The following is a 21827-nucleotide window of genomic DNA, read 5'->3' on the forward strand; positions in this document are numbered from 1 at the left end:
GCTGGGCGATGAAGGGCTGGTGGAGGAGTCACGCTAAGAAACAGCGTATAAGCTGCTTCTTAGTTTTTAGCTGTTTAGATCAGAGTTTGATTAAGCGCCTGGTGGGCACGCTAAACTTTCGCTAATTAATTCAATCAGGCTATCTTCAAGACCAAATCGCAATTCTAGCAATTCACCAATTGAAGACAGGTCTTTATCTAAATCTGTCAGCGTATTTTCTTCGGCGATATCGCTATAACGATCGGTGAAATTAAGAATCGGATCGGTTGTTTGAGTGATGCTCGCGTAAAGCAGTGAAATGTCTTCTGTTGGTGAATATCCTGCCGTATTCCACTTTTCCATGACCATATCATAGATTTTGAAATGACCTGCTGAAATATAATCGACAACTTGTTGGCAAAAGAGTTGTAGCTGTGAAGAGGTAGGTAATTGGCGTGTGTTCCTTTCGAAGGGGGGGAGACCGGCCAATTTACAGTAGTCGATCAGTAATTGCTGCCGGGACACCAGCCAGTGATCGATAACATCACTCGTACCGCCCCACTGTTGTTGAACTTGCTCAAATTTACTTAACATGACCATACCCTCATGATCTATTTGCACTATGACGATATTGGTTAAAAATAGGTATTATAAAATACGTATTTCAAAACAAAGGCGACTCAGTACAATTACTGATGAATCTCTTTAAAAAGAGAGCCTTGTTATACGGACTTAAAATCCGTTATGTAGTTAGATTGCCAGTAAAACCGATACCCTGCAAGGATGGATGTAACATTGATGTTAAATAAACGAGAATTAGCTTATTGGTGTGTGGTAAATGATCGCAAATTATATCTATTAGATAATGCGATTCCACTATTGGAAGAGTCAGAATTAATATTTAATACCGACTCAGCACGAGTAATTGGTGAATATTTAGATCACCCTGTTTACTGGCTAGAAGCCAGTGATTGTTCGCATAATGATGATTTTTATACACAAAGAGAATTATTAGGTATCGATCAGACGTTGTTTGATTTAGCCGGAAGGGCAACACAGCTTTCTCATATGTTGCATACACAGGGCTTTTGTTCTGTTTGTGGTGGAGCGGCGGTATTGGCGGGTGATCAATTTGCAATGGTATGCCAACAATGTAGTAATGCGCAGTACCCTCGAGTATCGCCTTGTATCATTGTTGCTGTGCGCAAAAACGATCAAATATTATTGGCACAGCACCCGCGACATAAAACGGGGATATATACTGTCATTGCTGGTTTTGTTGAAGCTGGCGAAACATTAGAGCAATGTGTTGCGCGGGAAGTTGAAGAAGAGACAGGCATTCAGGTGCACAATATTCGCTATTTTTCGAGTCAGCCTTGGGCATTTCCTTCTAACATTATGATGGCGTTTTTAGCTGATTATGAAAGCGGTGAGCTAAGGCCTGATTATGAAGAATTGAGTGATGCGATTTGGGCAAAGGCGACTGAGCTACCTGCAATCGCTCCTAAAGGCACGATTGCACGAGTGCTTATCGATGAGACACTTGATCTAATAAAAGGCACTAAACATATATAAGAACCTTTAAACAAGGGATTCGGTTCGATGAGTGGAATTCACGATGCTTTAATTATAACTATTCATGAGTCGAATTTGTTTTAAGCTTCATACTGAATCGAAAATAGTGTTTCAAATTTGTTGTAATAAACATGATCGGCTTAACAATCAGGCTCTTTTGTTGTAGTCGATGAGTGATACAATACGCCCCAGAATTTATCCATGGAGTTTCGAATGAGCGAATTAAAGAATGACCGCTACCTACGTGCGTTATTAAAGCAGCCGGTAGATTGCACACCCGTATGGATGATGCGTCAGGCTGGCCGTTACTTGCCAGAATACCGTGCGACACGTAGCGTTGCTGGTGACTTTATGTCGCTATGTAAGAACGCGGAACTAGCGAGTGAAGTAACGCTTCAACCACTACGTCGTTTTCCTTTGGATGCAGCGATTCTCTTCTCCGATATTTTAACTATTCCAGATGCAATGGGATTAGGTTTGTATTTTGAAGCGGGTGAAGGGCCTAAATTTGAGCGTCCTATCACCTGTAAAGCAGATGTAGATAAGATCGGTCTACCTGATCCGGAAGGCGAATTACAATATGTAATGAATGCCGTACGCCAAATTCGTAAAGATCTACAAGGTGAAGTGCCACTAATTGGCTTCTCTGGTAGCCCATGGACCTTAGCGACTTACATGGTTGAAGGTGGTAGCTCTAAAGCCTTCACTAAGATCAAGAAAATGATGTATGCAGAACCTGCAACGCTACATTTATTACTTGATAAGTTAGCAGATAGCGTTGTTGAATACTTGAATGCGCAAATCAAAGCTGGTGCGCAATCGGTTATGGTATTTGATACTTGGGGTGGTGTATTAACACCAAGTGACTATAACGAGTTCTCGCTACGCTATATGCATAAAATCGTTGATGGCCTGATCCGTGAAAACGATGGACGTCGTGTTCCTGTTACGCTATTTACTAAAAATGGCGGTATGTGGTTAGAGCAAATTGCAGCAACAGGCTGTGATGCGATAGGTCTTGATTGGACGATTAATATTGCTGACGCTAATCGTCGAGTAGGAGACAAAGTTGCCCTTCAAGGCAATATGGATCCATCGATTTTATATGCACAACCAGAGCGTATTCGCCAAGAAGTCGCGACGATTCTTGAAGGTTATGGCGATGAAGGTACAGGTCACGTCTTTAATCTTGGTCATGGTATCCACTTAGATGTGCCGCCTGAAAATGCAGGTGTGTTCGTTGATGCTGTGCATGAGCTGTCTAAGCCATACCACAAGTAATACGACACAGTTAATGTTTTAAGCTAGAGCCCACGTGACTTATTACGTGGGCTTTTTTGTGCTTATTTTTTATCATTTGTTACTTCTATCCTCTGTTTATCTAAATGCTGGTGAACATACTCTCTGATGTATGGCACAACATCTTCTTCAAACCATGGGTTCCTCTTTAACCACAGTGTATTGCGTGGTGAAGGGTGGGGCATGGGAATATACTGAGGTGCCCATTGACGCCAAGCTCGCACAGTTTCAGTGAGTGTTTTAGGCTTATTGTCGAGATAATAGTTTTGCGCGTATTGCCCAATGACTAATGTCATGCCGATATTGGGTAATAAGGGTAAAACTTGATGATGCCACTGTGGTGCACATTCTGGTCGCGGTGGTAAATCACCTGACTTTCCTTTTCCGGGGTAGCACAACCCCATCGGCATAATGGCTATTTGTTGGGCATCGTAAAAGGTATCTTTATCGAGGTTTAACCAACGGCGTAATCTATCGCCACTGGGATCGTTCCAGGGAGTGCCAGTCTCATGGACTTTAAGCCCCGGAGCTTGACCAATAATCATCAACCTTGCTTGTGAATGTGCTTGAATGATCGGGCGTGGCCCTGCAAGAAGATGATCCTTGCAGATCTCGCAGTGTCGTATCTGATCGAGCATGTTATCAAGATGTTTCGCCATACTGTAAGCCTCAATACCCTTTGTCAAAATCAACTTTGCAATGTAATGGTTGATTGGCAATAAAACGCAAATAGTTGCCTTGAAAAATATCGAATACCTGTTCAGGAAAGCTTTCGGCAGCTATGTGAGGAGTAACCGTAATTTTGTCATGCTCCCAGAATGGATGATTCTGTGCGAGTGGCTCTTGATTGAAAACATCCAGAAAAGCATGTTGAACTGAGTTTTTCTCTAGCGCATCCAGTAACCCATGCTCACACACGGCATTACCACGACCTACATTGAACAGTAAAACGTGATTACAGTGCGCCAAAGTACCAGCATTAAGCAGTTGGTCTGTGTTAAGTGTGGCAGGTAAGGTTGAAACAACAATCGTTGCCTTAGCTAGGGCATCTGTCAGGTTTGATAGGGAGTAAACCTGATCAAACGCAACAGTATCGGATATACCCGATCGATTAACGCCTATTACTTTAATGCCGAGTGCGCTTGCTACCTGAGCTAAATGGCTACCGATAGAACCTGTGCCTAATATCACCATGGTTTGGCTGGTTAAAGAGCAATAAGGCTGTGGCAGCCATACTCCCGCGTGTTGTTGCGTGTGATAAAGGCTGAAATGACGTGTGTAATTAAGCGTTAACCCGATAACATATTCCGCAATGAGTTGACCAAAATGCCCGCGAATGTTGGTTAATTGATAGTCTTGACGTAATTCAGGTTTAATTAGGGCATCGATACCTGCAAAAGTGGACTGTAGCCAGCGTAGTGCTGGGTAGCTATCTAATTGTCGGGCGATCTTGGGAGGATCTGCTAGTATTATCGAGGCTTGCTTGGGATCATTGGTGATTTCCAAGTGTGGTAATTGTGCTTGTTTGATTAATTGATGATAGGTCGCTTGTTGTCGAGATACAATCAGTACTTTGTTCATCGCTTTTCCTTTTGTGCGGGCGAGTTATGCATTAAACTCCCTTGTAAATCACTATCGTAGATTATCCCATGCTTAAAAATCCTGTTCAGCTTCGCGTCGAAAAACTAGAACCATGGCAACACCTGACTTTTATGGTCTCACTGTGTGAGCGTATGTATCCTAATTTTGCTTTATTTTGTGAAGAAACTAAATTCGCAGAAGCGCAAAAATACCGTGTGATTGTAGACAGTATTTGGGAAATATTGACAGTTAAGAGTGCCAAAATTAATTTTGAAGGTCAGCTAGAAAGATTAGAAGACTTGGTGCCAAGTGCTGCTGATTATGATCTTTATGCGGTTTACCCTGCGATTGATGCTTGTGTTGCACTTGCTGATCTACTGCATGCGATGTTAGATCGTGATCTAATGCTTGAGACACTAGAAAAGATCAGTAGCTTATCTGCAGAAACGGTTGCTGATCTTGAGTTTGCTCAAACGGGTATTGAGATAACAAACGAAAACCAAAAAGATAACGAAGCAGTTTGTGAAGAATGGGATGTCCAGTGGGCTATTTTCCGTGCACTAAAAGAAGCTGAACGACGTGATATCGAGTTGATTAAAAGCCTACGTGAAGAATTACGTGATGAGCAAGTCAGCAACATTGGTATTGCGCTGTAAACCACGATAGTCATGAACGAGTGACTGAGCAATATTTAAAAGAGGAGCCTAATGGCTCCTTTTTTACGTCTGGTTGATAAGGACTAAAGCGAAAAAATGACGATTCATATTGGGGAAATCACTTTGACGTAAATTTGTTAATCGTTAGTTAAGTGTAATATTCCAATTGGTAACACTAAAAGCAGTTTAATTGACTGGTTGTTGGTTCTTATTTGTTCCAATCAACTTATTTAATATTGTCACTTGAATTGTGATCGTAAAGGCGTTTATAACTGGAGGTAATCGATGAGGCATTGCCTTGTCATCTTAACTATTAATTACGTCATTACTTGTCGTGTAGGAATGAGCATGAAAGCATCCGCTTTTTTGAAAACCGTAAATAACAACAGTTACCTTGCTGTTGGTATTCGCGTGCTCCTCTTACTCTCTCTGAAACTCATTCGGGGCTGACAGGCTATATCTTTTTTCTGTCGGCTTGTGAAGAAGCTGGCAGGGTAATATTCTACATTCAAGCTCCCTCCTAGTTTCCTCCAAGCTTAAACAAACAGCTGTATCGAGGAACATTATGTCTACCAACGTATTAACCGGGCGCAATATCGCAGCCTTAGGATTCATGACTTTTGCCATGTATTTAGGGGCTGGAAACTTGATCTTCCCGCCATTCTTGGGGTTTCAAGCCGGTGAACATTTCCTATCGGGCATGACGGGTTTCCTGTTAACTGGTGTGGGGCTGCCTGCGTTGGCGTTGATTATTGTCGCTTTGGTGAAAGGTTCAGATAACCTGACTGCGGCTTTACCTCGTCCGTTAGCGACTAGCTTTTGGGTGATGGTGTTCATCGTGATTGGACCTGCATTTGTTATTCCTCGTGCCATCACCGTGGCGTACCAGTTCAGCTTTGCGCCATTTATTGGTGGTGACGTGTTGGTGCCATTCTCAATCGCGTTCTGTGTTATCACCATTTTGTTCTCATTGTTTCCGGGGAAATTGGTCGACACCATTGGTAAATGGCTAACCCCTGTTTTATTGGTTATTTTAACCGTTATGGCAGCTTTTGCGTTCTTGTTTCCTGCAGGTCAAGTGATGCAGGCGAAAGGTCCGTATGTTGATGGTGCATTGGCAGAAGGCCTGACCCAAGGCTACATGACGATGGATGCTTTGGGCTCGATCGGATTTGGTTGGGTAATTTTCCGCGCGATCAAAAGTATGGGTGTGGAGTGTCCGAAAGCCACCGCTAAATACACCTTTATTGCCGCAGTGATGTATGCGACTGCCATGGCTGCGGTGTACTTGTCGCTAGCTTACATCGGTTCGACCAGCGCTGATTTAGGAACAGATTTTACCAATGGTGGTGAGATTTTGACGGCATTTACTAATCACCATTTCGGCGTATTCGGCACCATGTTGCTGGGTTTAGTGATGATATTGGCATGTTTAACGACCGCTATTGGTGTGACTACTGCGGGCAGTGAGTTTTACAACCGTACCTTCTCTTCAGTGTCGTACAGTCGCAGTGTGTGGGTAACGATGATTTTGGCGGGCTTAGTTGCTAATGTGGGCTTGGATCAGTTATTGGCAGTGACATTACCAGTCGTGGTCGCGTTGCACCCGATTGCCATTGCGTTATTGATGATTGCACCATTACGTCATCGTATCGCACCGATTGCAGTATTAATGACGGTGGCGATAGCCTTGATTTTTGGTTGTTTCGATGCCGCGCATATCTTGGGTAGCATGCCACAAGCGTGGGATGTTTGGTTTACGCAACATGTACCGTTATACCATTATTACGCAGGATGGATTGTTCCTACGATCGTGATGCTGGTGGCTGGCTTGGTTATGACATATCTTATCAATAAACCTGCACCTGCTGCCGTGAATGCTTAACGGAACGAGGCACGCTTCTCGACAATGTACAGCATGCTCTTGCAGATAATAAAAAGGGACCACTAGTGCTAGTGGTCCCTTTTGTATGCAATATTTAGTATGCGTGTAAATTATTCGTCGTCTTTACTTTCAATCACACCGTGCTGTTTTTTCCATTTTTCCCAGCGTTGGTAGGCCAGTTGCTGCATGTCAGTATTTTTATCGGCTTCATCGACAATTTCTTCGCCCACTAAGCTTTCAAAAATATCTTCTAGCGTGACTAGCCCCTGCACAGTACCGTATTCATCAACCACCAGAATAAGCTGAGAGTGTTCTGTCATCAGTCGTTCAAATGCCTGTGGTACGCTTTGGTTGTTCATTACAACTGGGATCGGGCGCATTATGGCACCCAATTCTTTATTTCCATGGCCAGCTTGGCTTTCTGCAAATAACTCTAGGCGATGCACAAAGCCTAAAATATTGTCTTTTTGCTCGCTGTATACCAACGGACGGGAAAAAGGACTCTCTTTATGCTTTGATAAAAATGTATTGATTGACTGCTCAGCTTCAACGCGAAAAAGTACTGGGCGAGGGGTCATGATCTTGGTCACGCTCACATCACGGAATTGCAGTAAGTTGGTCAGAATTTTAGACTCACCTTCTGCTAGTTCACCCGATTCTCTCGCTAACATTGCCATTGCTGATAATTCATCACGTAATTTTGGTTGCACATGACCATGAGCTAAACGACGTGTGATTTGCTCTGATACCCAAACAAAAGGGGTTAATGCCCACACCATCCAATTAAGAATCGTTGACGCTGCTGGTGCCATTTGACGCCAGTAGGTTGCCCCGAGAGTTTTTGGAATAATCTCAGAAAATAGCAGAATACCGAAGGTTAATACGGCAGAAAAAACACCGAGCCACTCACTACCAAATACGACCGTTGCTTGGGCACCTGCTGTTGCTGCACCCACGGTATGAGCAATCGTATTTAGCGTTAAAATAGATGCCAATGGACGGTCAATATTCTCTTTTAAGGCAGCTAAACGCGGTGCTGCAGGGTGGTTTTGCTGGCGTAATGAACCAATATACGTTGGTGAAATACTAAGTAAAACCGCTTCTAAAACCGAGCAAATAAACGAAACACCAATAGCAATTGTGATGTAAATCGTAAGGAGGATCATGCAAACCTGTCAGTGATAAATGTAGATAGACCTATATTAAGCGGTGTTGAGAGGAAGAAATACAACTATTTCACTAATGAGATTTGTAATGTTTTGTGAACTTGCGCTCAGTTTATGGTTAAAGAGTCCGCATATAGCCACATGATAGCTGACAAACCTTTGCCACACGGGCTTATTTTGAATTAGAGTTGTGGCGTCTGAAGAACATAAACCTTAGAGGGGAAACCAAATGAACAAGACTCAACTAATTGACCAGATCGCAGAAAAAGCAGATCTATCAAAAGCGCAAGCTAAGCTAGCTTTGGAATCAACTCTTGAGGGCATTACTGGCGCGCTTAAAGACGGCGATCAAGTTCAGCTAATTGGCTTTGGTACATTTAAAGTAAATCACCGTGCTGCACGTACTGGTCGTAACCCACAGACTGGTCAAGAAATTCAAATTGCAGCAGCGAATGTTCCTGCATTTGTTTCCGGTAAAGCACTGAAAGATGCACTGAAGTAATCTATACTCCGCCAGGTAATATTATCTGGCGGTGTTTTCTTTTATGAAGCTTTTAGTTCCTCTTTTTTCTTTCCTTCTTCTAACTGGCTGTGTGGCTAGTTCTGTTCCTGAAAACCCTATCGCACCTATTCAAACTATCTCTGGTGGTGAAATCACTGGCGATACGACATCACTCTATTGGTACTCTCACCGACAAAAGCGCGCGATTCAATTATCAGAAGTGTTAATCGGGGGCGATGCTAGTCAATATCAATCTGATTATCGTTGGCGTGAAGGCAAGTTGCGCGAGATGAAACGCCAGGGCACGCAATTACATGACGATGGATTAAAGTCGTTCACAATGCATGTGCGTTACGACACTGAAGGTAATGCTGTATTCCAGCGTTATACGGTGGCAGATACAGTATTACCATTATCTGATGCTCAACTTACTGAATTAAAGATTCAAGCCAATACTGCGATTGATCTGGTGAAGAATCAAAATAAGCAAGGTAAGTCATTAATTCAGGGGCGATGGGCTGGCAGTCGTTTCATGCGCTGTGGTGACAATAGAGAGCTTGAAGTCGCTTTTCAGCCAACATTGTCAGATTCAATGTTGAAGCAAGTACAAGCACAATCCCAAGATGGCTTTATGGCAGTGAACGGTAAAATACAGAAGAAAGCGTTGATAGCAGAACAACTGTTGTTGTTAAAAGGTAATACTCAGCAGTGTATTTACCCACCGAAATTATTGGATGAGTAATACTTAAATCTGTGGTTAAGAATCGATAAAAAAAACGCGCTGACATATCAGCGCGTTTTTATTGATACAACGATGTGAATAATACCTAAGATGTTTACAGAAAATCACTCAGGTTTCATTCTGTACCGAGCATATAGCTATGCTTCTAGCTCGCGTGCAATCGCACGGTAGCCAATGTCATCACGGTGGAACATGCCATCCCATGATATTTGTTTAGTAAGCGCGTAGGCACGTTTCTGGGCGTCAGAAACGCTATCACCCATTGCTGTTGCACATAAAACACGGCCACCGTTAGTCACGATAGCGCCATTGTTACTGGCTGTACCGGCTTGGAATACTTTTTCACCGGCAACGTCTTGTTGTGGAAGCCCTGAAATAATTGCGCCTTTTGCGTAATCGGCAGGGTAACCACCAGCGGCTAAAACAATCCCCATAGCGGCACGTGGATCCCACTTCGATTCAACGGTATCCAGTTTCTGGTCAATAGCTGCAAGGCATAATTCAACAAGATCAGACTGTAGGCGTAACATGATTGGTTGTGTTTCAGGATCACCAAAACGGCAGTTGTACTCAATCACTTTTGGTGTGCCATCGGCCATCACCATCAAACCTGCATATAAGAAGCCGGTATAAGGTGTGCCTTCTGCTGCCATACCGCGCACGGTTGGGTAGATAACCTCTTCCATGACACGATTATGAATCGCTTGGGTAACAACAGGTGCAGGAGAGTATGCGCCCATGCCACCAGTGTTAGGGCCAGTATCGCCATTGCCGACACGTTTGTGATCTTGGCTGGTGGCCATAGGTAGTACATTTTTACCATCGACCATTACGATGAAACTTGCTTCTTCACCGTCGAGGAATTCTTCAATCACCACACGGTGACCAGCCTCGCCAAATGCATTGCCTGCAAGCATGTCGCGCACTGCGTTTTCTGCCTCTTGCAATGTCATCGCAACGATAACGCCTTTACCTGCTGCTAAGCCATCAGCTTTAACAACAATGGGGGCGCCTTTTTCTTGTAGATAAGCTAAAGCGGGCTCAATTTCAGTGAAGTTCTGATATTCAGCGGTAGGGATGTCATGGCGAGCAAGAAAGTCTTTAGTAAATGCTTTTGAGCCTTCAAGCTGAGCAGCCGCTTGCGTTGGACCAAAAATAGCTAAACCTGCCGCACGGAACGCATCAACCACACCAATAACGAGTGGCGCTTCAGGACCAACAATGGTTAGGTCTATCGTATTTTCTTTAGCAAAAGCGACTAATGCCTCGATGTCTTCAACACCAATAGCAACATTTTCGACTTTAGGTTCAAGAGCAGTACCAGGATTACCTGGAGCAACGAAAATAGTGTTTACGTCTGCAGATTGTGCCGTTTTCCACGCGAGTGCATGTTCACGACCACCATTACCAATAATAAGAACTTTCATCGTAATTCTTCCCTAATGTTCAATGTACTTACTAAATAGAGAAGCCCCTGATGTCAATCAGAGGCATAGTATTCGTTTAAACAGGTCAGCGAAATGCACTGGCCTTTTTTGCTATGTGCAACTTAGTGGCGGAAGTGACGCATGCCAGTAAATAGCATTGCCATACCGTGTTCATCGGCTGCCGCGATAACTTCATTATCACGCATAGATCCACCCGGTTGGATAACACATTTAATACCAGCTTCAGCAGCGGCGTCTATGCCATCACGGAATGGGAAAAATGCATCCGATGCCATTACACAACCTTCAACTTGAAGGCCTTCGTCAGCAGCTTTAATACCTGCAATTTTTGCAGAGTAAACACGGCTCATTTGGCCAGCACCAACGCCAACAGTCATGTCACCTTTTGAGTAAACAATCGCATTAGATTTTACGTATTTTGCTACTTTCCAGCAGAACAATGCGTCTTTTAACTCTTCAGCGGTTGGTTGACGTTTAGAAACTACTTTAAGATCGTCAGCTGAGACCATGCCTTGGTCACGGTCTTGAACTAATAGACCGCCATTAACGCGCTTAACGTCAAAGCCTGTGGTTTTAGTTGACCATTCACCGCACTCAAGTAGACGAAGGTTTTTCTTCGCAGCAATGATTTCAATCGCTTCTGCTGATACTGAAGGCGCAATGATGACTTCAACGAACTGACGTTCAGTGATAGCCGTTGCTGTTACCGTATCGAGTTCGCGGTTAAAAGCAATGATGCCACCAAAGGCTGATGTTGGGTCAGTTTGATAAGCACGGTTGTACGCTTCTTGAACGTCTTTACCAAGTGCTACACCACAAGGGTTAGCGTGTTTAACGATCACACATGCTGGCTCATCGAATTCTTTTACACACTCAAGGGCAGCGTCAGTATCGGCGATGTTGTTGTAAGAAAGTGCTTTGCCTTGAATTTGACGAGCAGTAGAGACTGACGCTTCTTCAGGGTTAGCTTCAACATAGAAAGCAGCAGCTTGGTGGCTGTTTTCGCCATAGCGCAGGTCTTGCTTCTTCTCGAACTGTTGGTTGAACGTGCGTGGGAATTTGCTCTTGTTTTCAGGAGAAGGAGCATCACCATACGATGGCACCATAGTACCGAAGTAGTTAGCAATCATACCGTCGTAAGCGGCAGTATGTTCAAAGGCTGTAATTGCAAGATCAAAACGGGTTGCGTGAGTCAGCGAACCGTCATTTGTTGCCATTTCGGTTAATACGCGATCGTAGTCGTGCGCATTCACAATAATCGTTACGTCTTTGTGGTTCTTCGCAGCTGAACGCACCATTGTTGGACCACCGATATCGATGTTCTCAACGGCATCTGCCAGTGTACAACCTTCTTTCGCCACTGTTTCAGCAAATGGGTATAGGTTAACAACAACCATATCGATTGGTGCAATGCCATGTTCAGCCATGATGGCATCATCTTGACCACGACGACCAAGTACACCGCCGTGTACTTTAGGATGCAGTGTTTTTACACGACCATCCATCATTTCTGGGAAGCCAGTATATTCAGAAACTTCAGTTACTTTGATATTCTTTTCTGCAAGTAGACGAGCAGTACCGCCAGTAGAAAGAATCTCTACGCCGCGGTTAGCAAGTGCTTGAGCGAATTCAACAATACCAGTTTTGTCTGACACGCTAATAAGCGCACGGTGAACAGGACGAGCGTTTTCCATTGCTACCATCTCTCTAAATACACGGTGAATAGGATATTTCCCAAAACAACTGCACGATGTCGGTAGTCTTGGGAAATATCCTCGGCTAAAATTGAAAAAGCCAAGCTTTCATTGAGCTGTAGAAGCATCTGTTGTGCGTATTTTACATTAATTTCGGAGTGACGCAAACGTTTGCTCTTGGCTGTTTACTCTCTTTAACCTTGCAAAATTACAGAAGCATAGCGGAGTTGATATATGTATTTGATTGGGCAGCTCGCAAAATTATGCGGGGTAAGTAACGATACACTGCGGTTTTATGAAAAAAATGGCTTAATGAAGCCCGCAGGGCGTAGCAATAGCGGTTATCGCTTATATAGTGAAGAAAACTTGTCGCGCATAAATTTTATTATTAGAGCGAAAGCAATTGGATTGAGCCTAGATGAAATTCGAGAGTTATTGGGTATTCGACTAGAAGCCAGCCAGCATAGCTGCGCAGAGGTAAAAGCCATCACTCAAACGAAGTTGGATGAAGTTGATATGAAAATCGCAGAATTAACGCGAATTCGAGTCGCATTGAAGAAACTCAATGATGCCTGTTGTGGTCATGCTGACGATGATGCCAGCCATTGCTCTATCCTTGAGGCGCTTGATGAGCGAGACTGTTGCTCTACATTAGAGTAAAGACATTATCGAGTACAAAGCGCGGCTTTTTCTATTATTCTTCCTCGGAAGATGTCGCTTCTTTGGCATTGCCAATGACATCTTTGGTGGTATCACGGAAAAAGTGGCCGGTTGCACGGGTGACATCGCGGGTGGTATGGCCGATTTCGGTGAAGCCATCTTTAATCCCTTTCTTCTCTTGAGCTGAGCATCCTATTAAAAGTACGCTGCTTAATGTGATACACAAAAGTTGCTTTTTCATATCGCCTCTTTTTGGTTCGTGAGATGAGTTAAATAAGATATTTTAATACGACGAACATTTCACTAAAAATTTAATGATTAACGTGATCTTACTTTTCCATAGGGGATAGCTTGGGTGTATAAACTGTGATAGCTTCAAAGTTAGTCAATAAAAATAAATGATAGGGAATATCATGTTGAATGTTAATGAATATTTTGAAGGCCAAGTGAAATCAATCGGTTTTGAAGCTCAAGGCGATCGAGTGAGTGTTGGTGTTATGGCTGCTGGGGAATATACGTTTGGTACTGCTGCACCCGAGCGAATGACTGTGGTTAAAGGCTCGATGGATGTGAAGCGACCTGGCCATGTAGAATGGGAAACATTCAATGCCGGGGATGATTTTGAAGTGCCTGGCGATTCGTCATTCGAGGTGAAAATCACGTCATCGACGGCATATCTGTGTGACTATCTTTAATTTCTGGTGCTATATCGACTAAGTATAATGCTTGGTATCGCATCATAAAAAGCTTCGTCTCTACGAAGCTTTTTTTATAGCCATTAAAAGGTAAATGGTTATAAGTTAATGTTATATATCTGATTTTAGGCGGAATCACGCTTCAATAACGTCGGAGAAAGTATAATCCTTTGTGCTGAGCCTGTATTTTTCTTCATTCTTTCTAGTAAACGCAAACCTGCTTGCTGGCCGATTTCTTTAGCGGGTGAGGTAACAAAGGTTAACGATGGCTGAGTAAGCTCTGCTTCGGGTACATCATCAAAACCGATTAATGCCACTTGCTGACCAATGTAATTATCCTTACCAACACTACGATTCGCGCGGCGCACACCGTAAATAGCACCCAATGCTGTCGCTGGGCGGTGGCATAAAATGGCGGTAATTTTTGGCTGGTGGTTCAATAGGTGCTGCACAGCTTCAGCGGCTTCTTTTTGTGAATTGCCACATTCTAGCACCCAATCATTTTTGAAGGGCAAGCCGAATTGCATCAAGGTTGTACAATAGCCACCAATGCGTTCTGCACGCGTTAATGAATCGCTGCTTCCACCCACATAGGCAATATGGCGATGTCCCTGTTCAATAAGATACTGGGTTGCCATTTTAGAGGCGTGGCTATTATCAGGGCCTATGTAATCAATATCAAACTCGACTGATGCACGAGCCACACACACTATCGGTACCTCGTGGGTCTCTGCCATGTCAATAATCGGTTGTGTAGAGCCCCTTACCGGGCTGAATACAATGCCTGCGACGCTTTGTTGCACCATTGATTGAACACATTTCAAAAGTTTATCTGGTGAGTCGCCACACTGGGCTAAAAATAGCATATAGCCGTGTTTTTCTAGCTCTTCGCTGATCCCTGCCGTAATTTCGGTATAAAAAGGATCCGTAATGTCACGCAGGATCAAGCCGATCAAATTCGATTGGTTTGATCGTAGGTTAGCCGCCGCCTTATTTCTCACATAGCCAAGCTCATCAATGGCCTTATTGACCTTTTTGATGGTGGATTCAGATATCCTTCCTTTATGACCTAATACCAGTGACACGGTAGATACCGAGACCCCCGCGTATTCTGCAACATCAGTGATTTTTATTTTTCGAGGGCTCATTAACAACAACTTATGGAATTTATTAGCACGCCTTAGGGTGCATTATAACGAAGTAAAACGTTATATCTATTTAACCATAACCTTATCAGGATCACAGTTTACATAATGTGTTTTACGTCGCGGTATTTACGTGATCAAAGTATCAAAAATAGTTGGTAAAACGTTTTATCATTATTTTAGTGAATGAGTAAAGCGCTGGCAAAGATGACTTATTAATCTATGTTGGCGTTTTTTTTAAATATTTTGATAAAACGTTTTATCACATTATACCTACAACGATAATAAAAGGTTAGAGGTAGCCAATCATGTCTCAGATTTCCAAAAAAACGACACTATGGGAATTTTTCCAAAGTCTCGGTAAAACCTTCATGTTGCCAGTCGCATTGCTTGCGTTCTCCGGTATCTTGTTGGGTGTAGGCAGTTCATTGTCTAGCAGCGCAGTAAAAGAAAGTATGCCGTTGCTGGATAATATGGTGCTCCAGCTTATCTTCATGTGGATGACAAAAATTGGCTTAGTTGCCTTCATTTATTTGCCTGTGATGTTTGCCGTTGCAATTCCATTAGGTTTGGCACGTGAAGAAAAAGGTGTTGCTGCATTTTCCGGTTTTGTCGGTTATGCCGCGTTAAATTTATCGATTAATTTCTACCTGACGGTGGCGAATGTATTGGGTAACCCTGAACAGGAAGCTGCATATGGTGTGAAGTCGATTATTGGTGTTGATTCAATTGATACTGGTATTCTAGGTGCGGTGATTGTCGGTATTATTGTTGCCAAACTGCATATACGTTTTTATACCTATAAGATGCCTGATGCATTAGCATTTTTTGGTGGCGCCCGTTTTGTTCCTATTATTACTACTCTTGTTTTAGGCGTTGTCGGTTTAGCTGTTCCTCTTGTTTGGCCTTATTTTGCTGCTGGTATTAATGGTGTTGGCACGGCTATTTCTCATGCAGGTCCTTTTGGTCCGTTCTTATTTGGTACGGGTGAACGTCTATTATTGCCTGTTGGTTTACACCATATTTTAGTGGCATTGGTTCGCTTCACTGAAGCGGGCGGTACGATGGATGTGTGTGGTGAGACCGTTAGCGGCGCTCTAAATATTTTCTACTCTGAGTTATCTTGTTCAACCACCGATGGTTTCTCTCCTACGGCAACAGCGTTCTTGTCGCAAGGTAAAATGCCAACATTCTTAGGTGGCTTACCGGGCGCAGCACTTGCAATGTATCACTGTGCACGCCCTGAAAACCGCAGCAAGGTAAAAGCATTGTTGCTATCGGGTGTAGTGGCGTGTTGGGTTGGTGGTATTACTGAGCCGCTTGAATTCTTGTTCCTATTTGTTGCGCCTGTACTGTACTTCATTCATGCCATCTTAACGGGTTTCGGTTTCATGGTTATGGGGCTGCTAGATGTCACGATTGGTAATACCGATGGCAATATTATCGACTTCTTAATCTTTGGTGTACTGCAAGGTACAGCGACGAAGTGGTATGTGGTACCGGTTGTCGCGGCAATTTGGTTCGCGATGTACTACAGTATTTTCCGCTTCGCAATCACGCGCTTTAACCTTAAAACACCGGGTCGTGAAGTTGAAGTGCAAGACGAGTTGGCAGCAGCTGTAACAGGCGATAAAAACTTGGGTTACAAAGGCGATATTATTTTAGCAGCACTGGGTGGTGCAGATAATATTCTAGCGTTAGATAACTGTATTACTCGTCTGCGTATGTCGGTAAAAGATATGTCTTTAGTTAACGATGCTGTACTGAAAGCTAATGGTGCGCTAGGGGTCGTGAAGTTAGATGAACATAATCTACAAGTGGTGATTGGACCGCAAGTTCATATGGTTAAAAATGAAATGCAAAGCTTAATGCCAGCATAAACCCACCTACTTATATTACGGGGAGCTTAGCTCCCCGTTTTTCTTTTCCGAATTTGAGGTTTGTTATGTTTGATTTTTCTACCACGGTGAATCGCTATGGTACGTATTGTACGCAGTGGGATTATGTAGAAGATCGGTTTGGCCAAGCTGATTTATTGCCGTTTACTATTTCTGATATGGATTTTGAAACTGCGCCATGTATTCAGCAAGCATTACAGCAACGTCTTGAACATGGCGTTTTAGGGTATAGCCGCTGGAATCATGATGATTTTAAGCTGGCGATAACAGGGTGGTTTGAGAAACGTTTTAATGTGCACCTGCCTGTCGAATCGGTGGTTTACGGACCCTCGGTGATCTACATTATTTCTCAATTGGTGCAGATTTGGTCTGAGCAAGGCGACGGTGTGTTAGTACACACTCCTGCTTATGACGCCTTTGGCAATATGCTGAATGCGAACCAACGTCAATTGTTGGAAAGCCCATTATTAAAAACAGCTGAGGGCTATCAAATTGACTGGCCACAATTTGAAGCACAGGCGGCGTTGCCTCATTGCAAGATTTTATTATTGTGCAGCCCGCAAAATCCCACTGGGCGGGTATGGACCAAAGCAGAGCTGATACGTATGGCAGAAGTTTGTCAGCGCCATAACGTCAAAGTGATTTCTGATGATATTCATATGGATGTCGCTTACTCCTCGTATACTCCTTGGTCTGAGGTTGCGGTGAATAATGATTGGGCATTGGTTACATCTGGATCTAAATCCTTCAATATTCCCGCGTTGACTGGTTCATATGCATTTATGCCTGATAAGGCAACACGTGAAGCTTTTTTATTGCAATTAAAGGCAGCGCACGGGTTATCTTCCCCTTCTATTTTGGGCGTTATTGGACATATCGCGGCGTATCAATATGGTGATGAATGGCTGGATGCATTGAAAGGCTATTTACATGCGAATTTAGAGTATGTTGCCGAGCGGCTTAATTTGGAATTCCCAACCATTAATTATCAAGTTCCTGACGGTACTTACTTAGCGTGGATTGACTTGAATTCACTGAATATTGATATGGATGAATTGCAGCGCACTTTAATTAATGATCATAAAGTGGCCATTATGCGAGGTGATACGTATGGCTCTGCAGGCAAAGGGTACATCAGATTAAATGTGGGTTGTCCCCGCAGTAAAGTGGTAACAGGTGTAGCAGCACTGATTACCGCATTGCAGACGACTCGTCAGTAATGTTTTTAATTATAAATAGTTGGGTGTTAGTAAATACTTACCGACTTTTTATACGGTAGATTTAGCGTAGCTGAGAGTTGCTACGCTAAATCTGGTGTTCTTTATGGTTTAAGGCGTTACTTCAAACTGGGTGATTGAGGTTTTATTGGAGAGTTAATCTCGAGCATTCCAGCTGGTACTCGCTTCATTTGAGCTAGAGTGAGCCCAACCAATACCATGCCCCCTCCAATTAGATGGTACTGACTAGGATGAACACCCAGCATCACAATACTAATACTGGCGGTAAATAACGGTACTAAATTCATGAACAAGGTTGAGCGTGCAGCGCCAATTTGAGTTACCCCTTTTAGCCAGCACCATGGCGCAATAATTGAGGCAGCAAAGGCGGCAAATGCGACCATAGGTAAGGCGCTAAGCGAAATGGCTGTTGTCTCGCTACTCAGCAATAAAGGCAGTTGTAGCAAGGCACCCAGAAATACTTGGCAATACACTGCGCACCAAGGTGTTAATGGTAGCTTCCAGCGATTCAGTAATACGGAATACAAAGCATAAGAGAGGCTGGAAACAAACATAAGCATGTCGCCTTGCTTTAACCCTTGCGTCAGTAATTGGTTCAGGTTGCCTTCGCTCAGCATGTATATCAAACCAATGAATGAGATTAACGCTCCAATTAAGGTGTGGATTCGCAATTTAGTGCCTAACAGGGGCACGGCGAGAAACAGACCAAATAAGGGCATTAGCGAGAGAAAAATTGCAATGTTTGTGGCGCTGGTGGTGTAAGCCGCGTAATACGCCAAGCTTTGATTTAATACCATGCCGAGCGATGCCAACACAGTTAGTTTTGTTAGGTGCGCTTTTATTTGCAGGCGTTGTCGATAAACGGTTGTAAGACAGAAGGGTGTGAGCAACAGCAAAGCGAAAAACCAGCGATAAAATGCAATAGCCCCAGGCTCAATCGTGGCTGTTGCCATTTTACTAACCACGGCATTGGTCGCCCAAATAGCAACTGCCAAAATGGGGAATAAAAACCCGATAAACGGATAGTTAGCGTATCGACTCCCTGAGTGATGCTTAGTCATAGTCATTTTCTCTCATTGATGTAGGGGGATTACAAATTATTAGGTAAAACGTTTTACCTAATGAGAGTGTTACATGGCGGGAGAGAACCTGATATGCCAAACCAGACAGTCAATTGACCGTGTCAGACAACGTACATGTGAGCAAGGTGGAACGATGGAACAACGACAATTTATGCCCCAATTAGTTGAGCAATTGCCCACTGATGTTTTTATTCATTATTTCCATATCGCCGCAGGCACAGAAACCTTACCTCATCATCACCGCTGGGGGCAGGTGCACCTTATTAAGCATGGTGTATTAGAGATGGAAGTTGAAGGACAAAAAATGGTGTCGCCTGCTGGGTATGCCATTTGGACACCTGCTAATGTGGTTCACCGAGCTTATAACCGTAAAGACATCGAATATTGTGCGATTAACATTAATCAGCACCTTGTGGCTCAGTTGCCTCAGCAAGCCTGCATGATTGCATTATCCCCTTTAGTGCAGGCAATCATTGATGATTTGGTTCATCGAGAAGTGGCGGCAGTTGATAACTATCAAGATCAATGCCTGACTGATGTTCTGATTGCACGCCTAGCCTCTGCTAAGCGTATGGATAACTTTCTACCTACTACATCAGATACCTTGTTGCATCCCATTCTGGTGTCTCTGGAGGCCGATCCTGCTGATACTCGCTCGTTGGGGGAATGGGCCAAACAGGTGTATTCCACCGAGCGTACATTAACCCGTCGTTTTCAGTGTGAATTGAAGATGAGCTTTAATGAATGGCGACAGCGCTTAAAGGTGGTTCATGCTCTGCATTTATTGAAATTGCAGTATTCGATTAATGATGTCGCTTTTAGCCTTGGTTATAGCCAAGCCTCTTCATTTATAAAAATGTTTCGTCGTCAAACCGGTATGACACCAGAAGTTTACCGCTCGAAGCTACTGACATTAACCCAGCAAGACGAAAGGTAAATCGATGATGAAAAGGCCTCGATTGTTAGGAAACTTGATACGAATAAATATAAAAGATCACTTGAAGCAATGGATGCAAAAGAGTTGTACGGCGGAGTTGCAAGGCAGTGTGGATGAACAAGCGCTAGAGCGGTTATCTGATGGGCAACTAAAAGCCTTGGTAACGAACGGTATAAGTAAAAATGAAAAATATGCCGCTCAGCAGTTACTGTTAAAAAGGGCGATGAAAGAAAGAGAGAAATAAAAATGTGACAAAAAAAAGGCTCACACCCAAAAGTGCAAGCCTCAATAATGCTTTCCCAAACCTTTCGGTTTAGTTCATGCCGTATTTCTTAAGCTTCTTACGAAGTGTACCGCGGTTGATACCCATCATAGTTGCTGCACGTGTTTGGTTACCACGTGTGTACTGCATGATTGTATCTAATAGCGGTTGCTCAACCTCTGCAAGCACTAGCTCGTACAGATCGTCGACTTCCTGACCATTTAACTGAGCAAGATAGTTTTTTAGCGACGCTTTAACAGAGTCACGTAGTGGCTTCTGTGTGATTTGGTCTTGTGACGTTACAGTTGTTACTGTTAACGCTTCGGAAGTCAGATTTTGTTCGAACATAATTCTGTAAGCTCTTCTAGTATTTATGCAACGTTTTCGAAGTAGCCTTGCAGCGCATCGATTTGCTCTTGAGCATTCTCGAGTGCGTTGAAGGACCGACGGAAATTACCAGCTGGTGCATGTTCTTTTAAGTACCAAGACACGTGTTTACGTGCAATGCGCAACCCTAAATATTCACCGTAGAAACGATGAAGTTCTTGAACATGTCCCAACATAATTCCACTTACCTCATCCATAGATGGGGCAGGCAGGTATTCGCCGGTTGTTAAGTAATGCTGGATTTCTCTAAAAATCCACGGTCGCCCTTGTGCAGGACGGCCAATCATCAAAGCATCTGCACCCGTATAATCGAGTACAAAGCGAGCCTTTTCCGGTGAATCGATATCACCGTTAGCAATTACCGGAATGGATACCGCTTGTTTAGCTGCTCTGATGTAGTCATATTCCGCTTCACCTTTGTACATGCAAGACTTCGTTCGCCCATGAAGCGCTAAAGCTTGAATGCCACATTGTTCCGCGATTTTAGCAATGTCGACACAGTTACGGTTGTCTAAATCCCAACCCGTACGCGTTTTTAGCGTAACAGGTACATCGACTGCACCCACAACGCTACGAAGAATCTCTTCGATTAGCGCAGGGTGTTGCAGTAATGCAGAACCAGCCAAGCGTTTGTTAACCTTTTTCGCTGGACAACCCATGTTGATATCGATGATTTGCGCACCGTTCTCAACACTAAATTGTGCAGCTTCAGCCATCAGCTTTGGATCTGCTCCTGCAATTTGAACCGAGCGAATCCCCGATTCACCTTCATGAACCATTCGGTTCTGCGATTTAGCCGTTTTCCATAGATCTGGATTCGACGACATCATCTCGCTAACAGCCATTCCCGCGCCGTAGCGAAGGCATAGTTCACGAAATGGCCGATCGGTCACACCCGCCATTGGCGCGACTATCAGCTGGTTGTTTAGTTGATATGGACCGATTTGCAATGTCTGTACCTGACTGTGCCAGTAAGGGCGCGCATTTTACGCATTT

At 43.6% G+C, this 21827-nt stretch carries 23 protein-coding genes; 12 read left to right on the forward strand and 11 right to left on the reverse strand.

The features are described from left to right. Positions 1–90: 90 nt before the first annotated feature. On the reverse strand, positions 91–573 hold the full coding sequence (gene rsd, locus C9J12_RS21975; RefSeq protein ID WP_107244649.1) for a sigma D regulator: 483 nt from the start codon (positions 571–573) through the stop codon (positions 91–93). Between the two features lie 204 nt (positions 574–777). On the opposite strand from rsd, the gene nudC reads away from it, so the two are divergent. Together nudC and hemE are read left to right on the forward strand one after the other, a co-directional pair. After that, positions 778–1554 (forward strand): NAD(+) diphosphatase, encoded by a 777-nt coding sequence (gene nudC / locus C9J12_RS21980; RefSeq protein WP_170111845.1) that lies wholly within the window; start codon positions 778–780, stop codon positions 1552–1554. A gap of 213 nt (positions 1555–1767) precedes the next feature. Further along, positions 1768–2835, forward strand: coding sequence for a uroporphyrinogen decarboxylase (gene hemE / locus C9J12_RS21985; RefSeq protein WP_107244651.1), 1068 nt, complete (start codon positions 1768–1770; stop codon positions 2833–2835). A 62-nt stretch (positions 2836–2897) separates the two neighbouring features. On the opposite strand, the gene C9J12_RS21990 is transcribed toward hemE, so the two are convergent. Beyond that, the gene (locus C9J12_RS21990; protein ID WP_107244652.1) at positions 2898–3512 is read right to left on the reverse strand and encodes a uracil-DNA glycosylase family protein; all 615 of its coding nucleotides are present in this window, start codon (positions 3510–3512) and stop codon (positions 2898–2900) included. Positions 3513–3522: 10 nt separating this feature from the next. Further along, entirely contained in the window at positions 3523–4434 is a 912-nt protein-coding gene (locus C9J12_RS21995; RefSeq protein WP_107244653.1) for a D-2-hydroxyacid dehydrogenase, read from the reverse strand. A 68-nt stretch (positions 4435–4502) separates the two neighbouring features. On the opposite strand from C9J12_RS21995, the gene C9J12_RS22000 reads away from it, so the two are divergent. Further along, positions 4503–5090: a YjaG family protein gene (locus C9J12_RS22000; RefSeq protein ID WP_107244654.1), complete on the forward strand. Its 588-nt coding sequence runs from the start codon at positions 4503–4505 to the stop codon at positions 5088–5090. Between the two features lie 565 nt (positions 5091–5655). Further along, on the forward strand, positions 5656–6975 hold the full coding sequence (gene brnQ, locus C9J12_RS22005) for a branched-chain amino acid transport system II carrier protein (RefSeq protein ID WP_107244655.1): 1320 nt from the start codon (positions 5656–5658) through the stop codon (positions 6973–6975). Between the two features lie 110 nt (positions 6976–7085). On the opposite strand, the gene C9J12_RS22010 is transcribed toward brnQ, so the two are convergent. Further along, positions 7086–8141: a CNNM domain-containing protein gene (locus tag C9J12_RS22010; RefSeq protein ID WP_107244656.1), complete on the reverse strand. Its 1056-nt coding sequence runs from the start codon at positions 8139–8141 to the stop codon at positions 7086–7088. 229 nt (positions 8142–8370) lie between these two features. On the opposite strand from C9J12_RS22010, the gene hupA reads away from it, so the two are divergent. Beyond that, positions 8371–8643 carry a nucleoid-associated protein HU-alpha gene (hupA, locus tag C9J12_RS22015; RefSeq protein ID WP_107244657.1) on the forward strand — a complete coding sequence of 91 codons (273 nt, stop codon included), beginning with the start codon at positions 8371–8373 and terminating at the stop codon, positions 8641–8643. Positions 8644–8686: 43 nt separating this feature from the next. Further along, positions 8687–9385 carry a DUF1481 domain-containing protein gene (locus tag C9J12_RS22020; protein ID WP_107244658.1) on the forward strand — a complete coding sequence of 233 codons (699 nt, stop codon included), beginning with the start codon at positions 8687–8689 and terminating at the stop codon, positions 9383–9385. Positions 9386–9522: 137 nt separating this feature from the next. Here the strand turns inward: C9J12_RS22020 and purD are convergent, their stop codons facing one another. After that, positions 9523–10812, reverse strand: a complete 1290-nt coding sequence (purD, locus tag C9J12_RS22025) for a phosphoribosylamine--glycine ligase (RefSeq protein WP_107244659.1) — start codon at positions 10810–10812, stop codon at positions 9523–9525. A gap of 122 nt (positions 10813–10934) precedes the next feature. Next, the gene (gene purH / locus C9J12_RS22030; protein ID WP_107244660.1) at positions 10935–12527 is read right to left on the reverse strand and encodes a bifunctional phosphoribosylaminoimidazolecarboxamide formyltransferase/IMP cyclohydrolase; all 1593 of its coding nucleotides are present in this window, start codon (positions 12525–12527) and stop codon (positions 10935–10937) included. A 234-nt stretch (positions 12528–12761) separates the two neighbouring features. Between purH and zntR the strand changes: the two genes are divergently transcribed. Continuing rightward, positions 12762–13187, forward strand: a complete 426-nt coding sequence (gene zntR / locus C9J12_RS22035; RefSeq protein ID WP_107244661.1) for a Zn(2+)-responsive transcriptional regulator — start codon at positions 12762–12764, stop codon at positions 13185–13187. Positions 13188–13221: 34 nt separating this feature from the next. Here zntR and C9J12_RS22040 read toward each other — a convergent pair whose 3' ends face one another. Continuing rightward, entirely contained in the window at positions 13222–13428 is a 207-nt protein-coding gene (locus C9J12_RS22040) for a hypothetical protein (RefSeq protein ID WP_107244662.1), read from the reverse strand. A gap of 172 nt (positions 13429–13600) precedes the next feature. On the opposite strand from C9J12_RS22040, the gene ppnP reads away from it, so the two are divergent. Beyond that, positions 13601–13882 carry a pyrimidine/purine nucleoside phosphorylase gene (gene ppnP, locus C9J12_RS22045; RefSeq protein WP_107244663.1) on the forward strand — a complete coding sequence of 94 codons (282 nt, stop codon included), beginning with the start codon at positions 13601–13603 and terminating at the stop codon, positions 13880–13882. 125 nt (positions 13883–14007) lie between these two features. On the opposite strand, the gene malI is transcribed toward ppnP, so the two are convergent. After that, entirely contained in the window at positions 14008–15030 is a 1023-nt protein-coding gene (malI, locus tag C9J12_RS22050; RefSeq protein WP_107244664.1) for a Mal regulon transcriptional regulator MalI, read from the reverse strand. A 305-nt stretch (positions 15031–15335) separates the two neighbouring features. On the opposite strand from malI, the gene malX reads away from it, so the two are divergent. Together malX and C9J12_RS22060 are read left to right on the forward strand one after the other, a co-directional pair. Continuing rightward, entirely contained in the window at positions 15336–16907 is a 1572-nt protein-coding gene (malX, locus tag C9J12_RS22055; RefSeq protein ID WP_107244665.1) for a maltose/glucose-specific PTS transporter subunit IIBC, read from the forward strand. 65 nt (positions 16908–16972) lie between these two features. Then, positions 16973–18145 carry a MalY/PatB family protein gene (locus tag C9J12_RS22060; RefSeq protein ID WP_107244666.1) on the forward strand — a complete coding sequence of 391 codons (1173 nt, stop codon included), beginning with the start codon at positions 16973–16975 and terminating at the stop codon, positions 18143–18145. A gap of 116 nt (positions 18146–18261) precedes the next feature. On the opposite strand, the gene C9J12_RS22065 is transcribed toward C9J12_RS22060, so the two are convergent. Continuing rightward, on the reverse strand, positions 18262–19224 hold the full coding sequence (locus C9J12_RS22065; RefSeq protein ID WP_107244695.1) for a DMT family transporter: 963 nt from the start codon (positions 19222–19224) through the stop codon (positions 18262–18264). Positions 19225–19378: 154 nt separating this feature from the next. Here C9J12_RS22065 and C9J12_RS22070 point away from each other — a divergent pair, with 154 nt between their 5' ends. Together C9J12_RS22070 and C9J12_RS30795 are read left to right on the forward strand one after the other, a co-directional pair. Beyond that, positions 19379–20182: an AraC family transcriptional regulator gene (locus C9J12_RS22070; protein ID WP_107244667.1), complete on the forward strand. Its 804-nt coding sequence runs from the start codon at positions 19379–19381 to the stop codon at positions 20180–20182. 73 nt (positions 20183–20255) lie between these two features. Continuing rightward, positions 20256–20426 carry a hypothetical protein gene (locus C9J12_RS30795; protein ID WP_170111846.1) on the forward strand — a complete coding sequence of 57 codons (171 nt, stop codon included), beginning with the start codon at positions 20256–20258 and terminating at the stop codon, positions 20424–20426. A gap of 69 nt (positions 20427–20495) precedes the next feature. Here C9J12_RS30795 and fis read toward each other — a convergent pair whose 3' ends face one another. Further along, complete coding sequence (fis, locus tag C9J12_RS22080; protein ID WP_005372656.1) at positions 20496–20792, reverse strand: DNA-binding transcriptional regulator Fis; 297 nt, start codon at positions 20790–20792, stop codon at positions 20496–20498. 23 nt (positions 20793–20815) lie between these two features. Next, positions 20816–21781, reverse strand: a complete 966-nt coding sequence (dusB, locus tag C9J12_RS22085; protein ID WP_107244669.1) for a tRNA dihydrouridine synthase DusB — start codon at positions 21779–21781, stop codon at positions 20816–20818. Positions 21782–21827 lie beyond the last annotated feature (46 nt).

Source organism: Photobacterium frigidiphilum, assembly GCF_003025615.1.
Taxonomy (GTDB): Bacteria; Pseudomonadota; Gammaproteobacteria; order Enterobacterales; family Vibrionaceae; genus Photobacterium; species Photobacterium frigidiphilum.

Bases quoted from the DNA above. Each gene is read 5' to 3' on its own strand.
- rsd (WP_107244649.1), bottom strand. From the start codon at position 573: ATGTTAAGTAAATTTGAGCAAGTTCAACAACAGTGGGGCGGTACGAGT.
- nudC (WP_170111845.1), top strand. From the start codon at position 778: ATGTTAAATAAACGAGAATTAGCTTATTGGTGTGTGGTAAATGATCGC.
- hemE (WP_107244651.1), top strand. From the start codon at position 1,768: ATGAGCGAATTAAAGAATGACCGCTACCTACGTGCGTTATTAAAGCAG.
- C9J12_RS21990 (WP_107244652.1), bottom strand. From the start codon at position 3,512: ATGGCGAAACATCTTGATAACATGCTCGATCAGATACGACACTGCGAG.
- C9J12_RS21995 (WP_107244653.1), bottom strand. From the start codon at position 4,434: ATGAACAAAGTACTGATTGTATCTCGACAACAAGCGACCTATCATCAA.
- C9J12_RS22000 (WP_107244654.1), top strand. From the start codon at position 4,503: ATGCTTAAAAATCCTGTTCAGCTTCGCGTCGAAAAACTAGAACCATGG.
- brnQ (WP_107244655.1), top strand. From the start codon at position 5,656: ATGTCTACCAACGTATTAACCGGGCGCAATATCGCAGCCTTAGGATTC.
- C9J12_RS22010 (WP_107244656.1), bottom strand. From the start codon at position 8,141: ATGATCCTCCTTACGATTTACATCACAATTGCTATTGGTGTTTCGTTT.
- hupA (WP_107244657.1), top strand. From the start codon at position 8,371: ATGAACAAGACTCAACTAATTGACCAGATCGCAGAAAAAGCAGATCTA.
- C9J12_RS22020 (WP_107244658.1), top strand. From the start codon at position 8,687: ATGAAGCTTTTAGTTCCTCTTTTTTCTTTCCTTCTTCTAACTGGCTGT.
- purD (WP_107244659.1), bottom strand. From the start codon at position 10,812: ATGAAAGTTCTTATTATTGGTAATGGTGGTCGTGAACATGCACTCGCG.
- purH (WP_107244660.1), bottom strand. From the start codon at position 12,527: ATGGAAAACGCTCGTCCTGTTCACCGTGCGCTTATTAGCGTGTCAGAC.
- zntR (WP_107244661.1), top strand. From the start codon at position 12,762: ATGTATTTGATTGGGCAGCTCGCAAAATTATGCGGGGTAAGTAACGAT.
- C9J12_RS22040 (WP_107244662.1), bottom strand. From the start codon at position 13,428: ATGAAAAAGCAACTTTTGTGTATCACATTAAGCAGCGTACTTTTAATA.
- ppnP (WP_107244663.1), top strand. From the start codon at position 13,601: ATGTTGAATGTTAATGAATATTTTGAAGGCCAAGTGAAATCAATCGGT.
- malI (WP_107244664.1), bottom strand. From the start codon at position 15,030: ATGAGCCCTCGAAAAATAAAAATCACTGATGTTGCAGAATACGCGGGG.
- malX (WP_107244665.1), top strand. From the start codon at position 15,336: ATGTCTCAGATTTCCAAAAAAACGACACTATGGGAATTTTTCCAAAGT.
- C9J12_RS22060 (WP_107244666.1), top strand. From the start codon at position 16,973: ATGTTTGATTTTTCTACCACGGTGAATCGCTATGGTACGTATTGTACG.
- C9J12_RS22065 (WP_107244695.1), bottom strand. From the start codon at position 19,224: ATGACTAAGCATCACTCAGGGAGTCGATACGCTAACTATCCGTTTATC.
- C9J12_RS22070 (WP_107244667.1), top strand. From the start codon at position 19,379: ATGGAACAACGACAATTTATGCCCCAATTAGTTGAGCAATTGCCCACT.
- C9J12_RS30795 (WP_170111846.1), top strand. From the start codon at position 20,256: ATGCAAAAGAGTTGTACGGCGGAGTTGCAAGGCAGTGTGGATGAACAA.
- fis (WP_005372656.1), bottom strand. From the start codon at position 20,792: ATGTTCGAACAAAATCTGACTTCCGAAGCGTTAACAGTAACAACTGTA.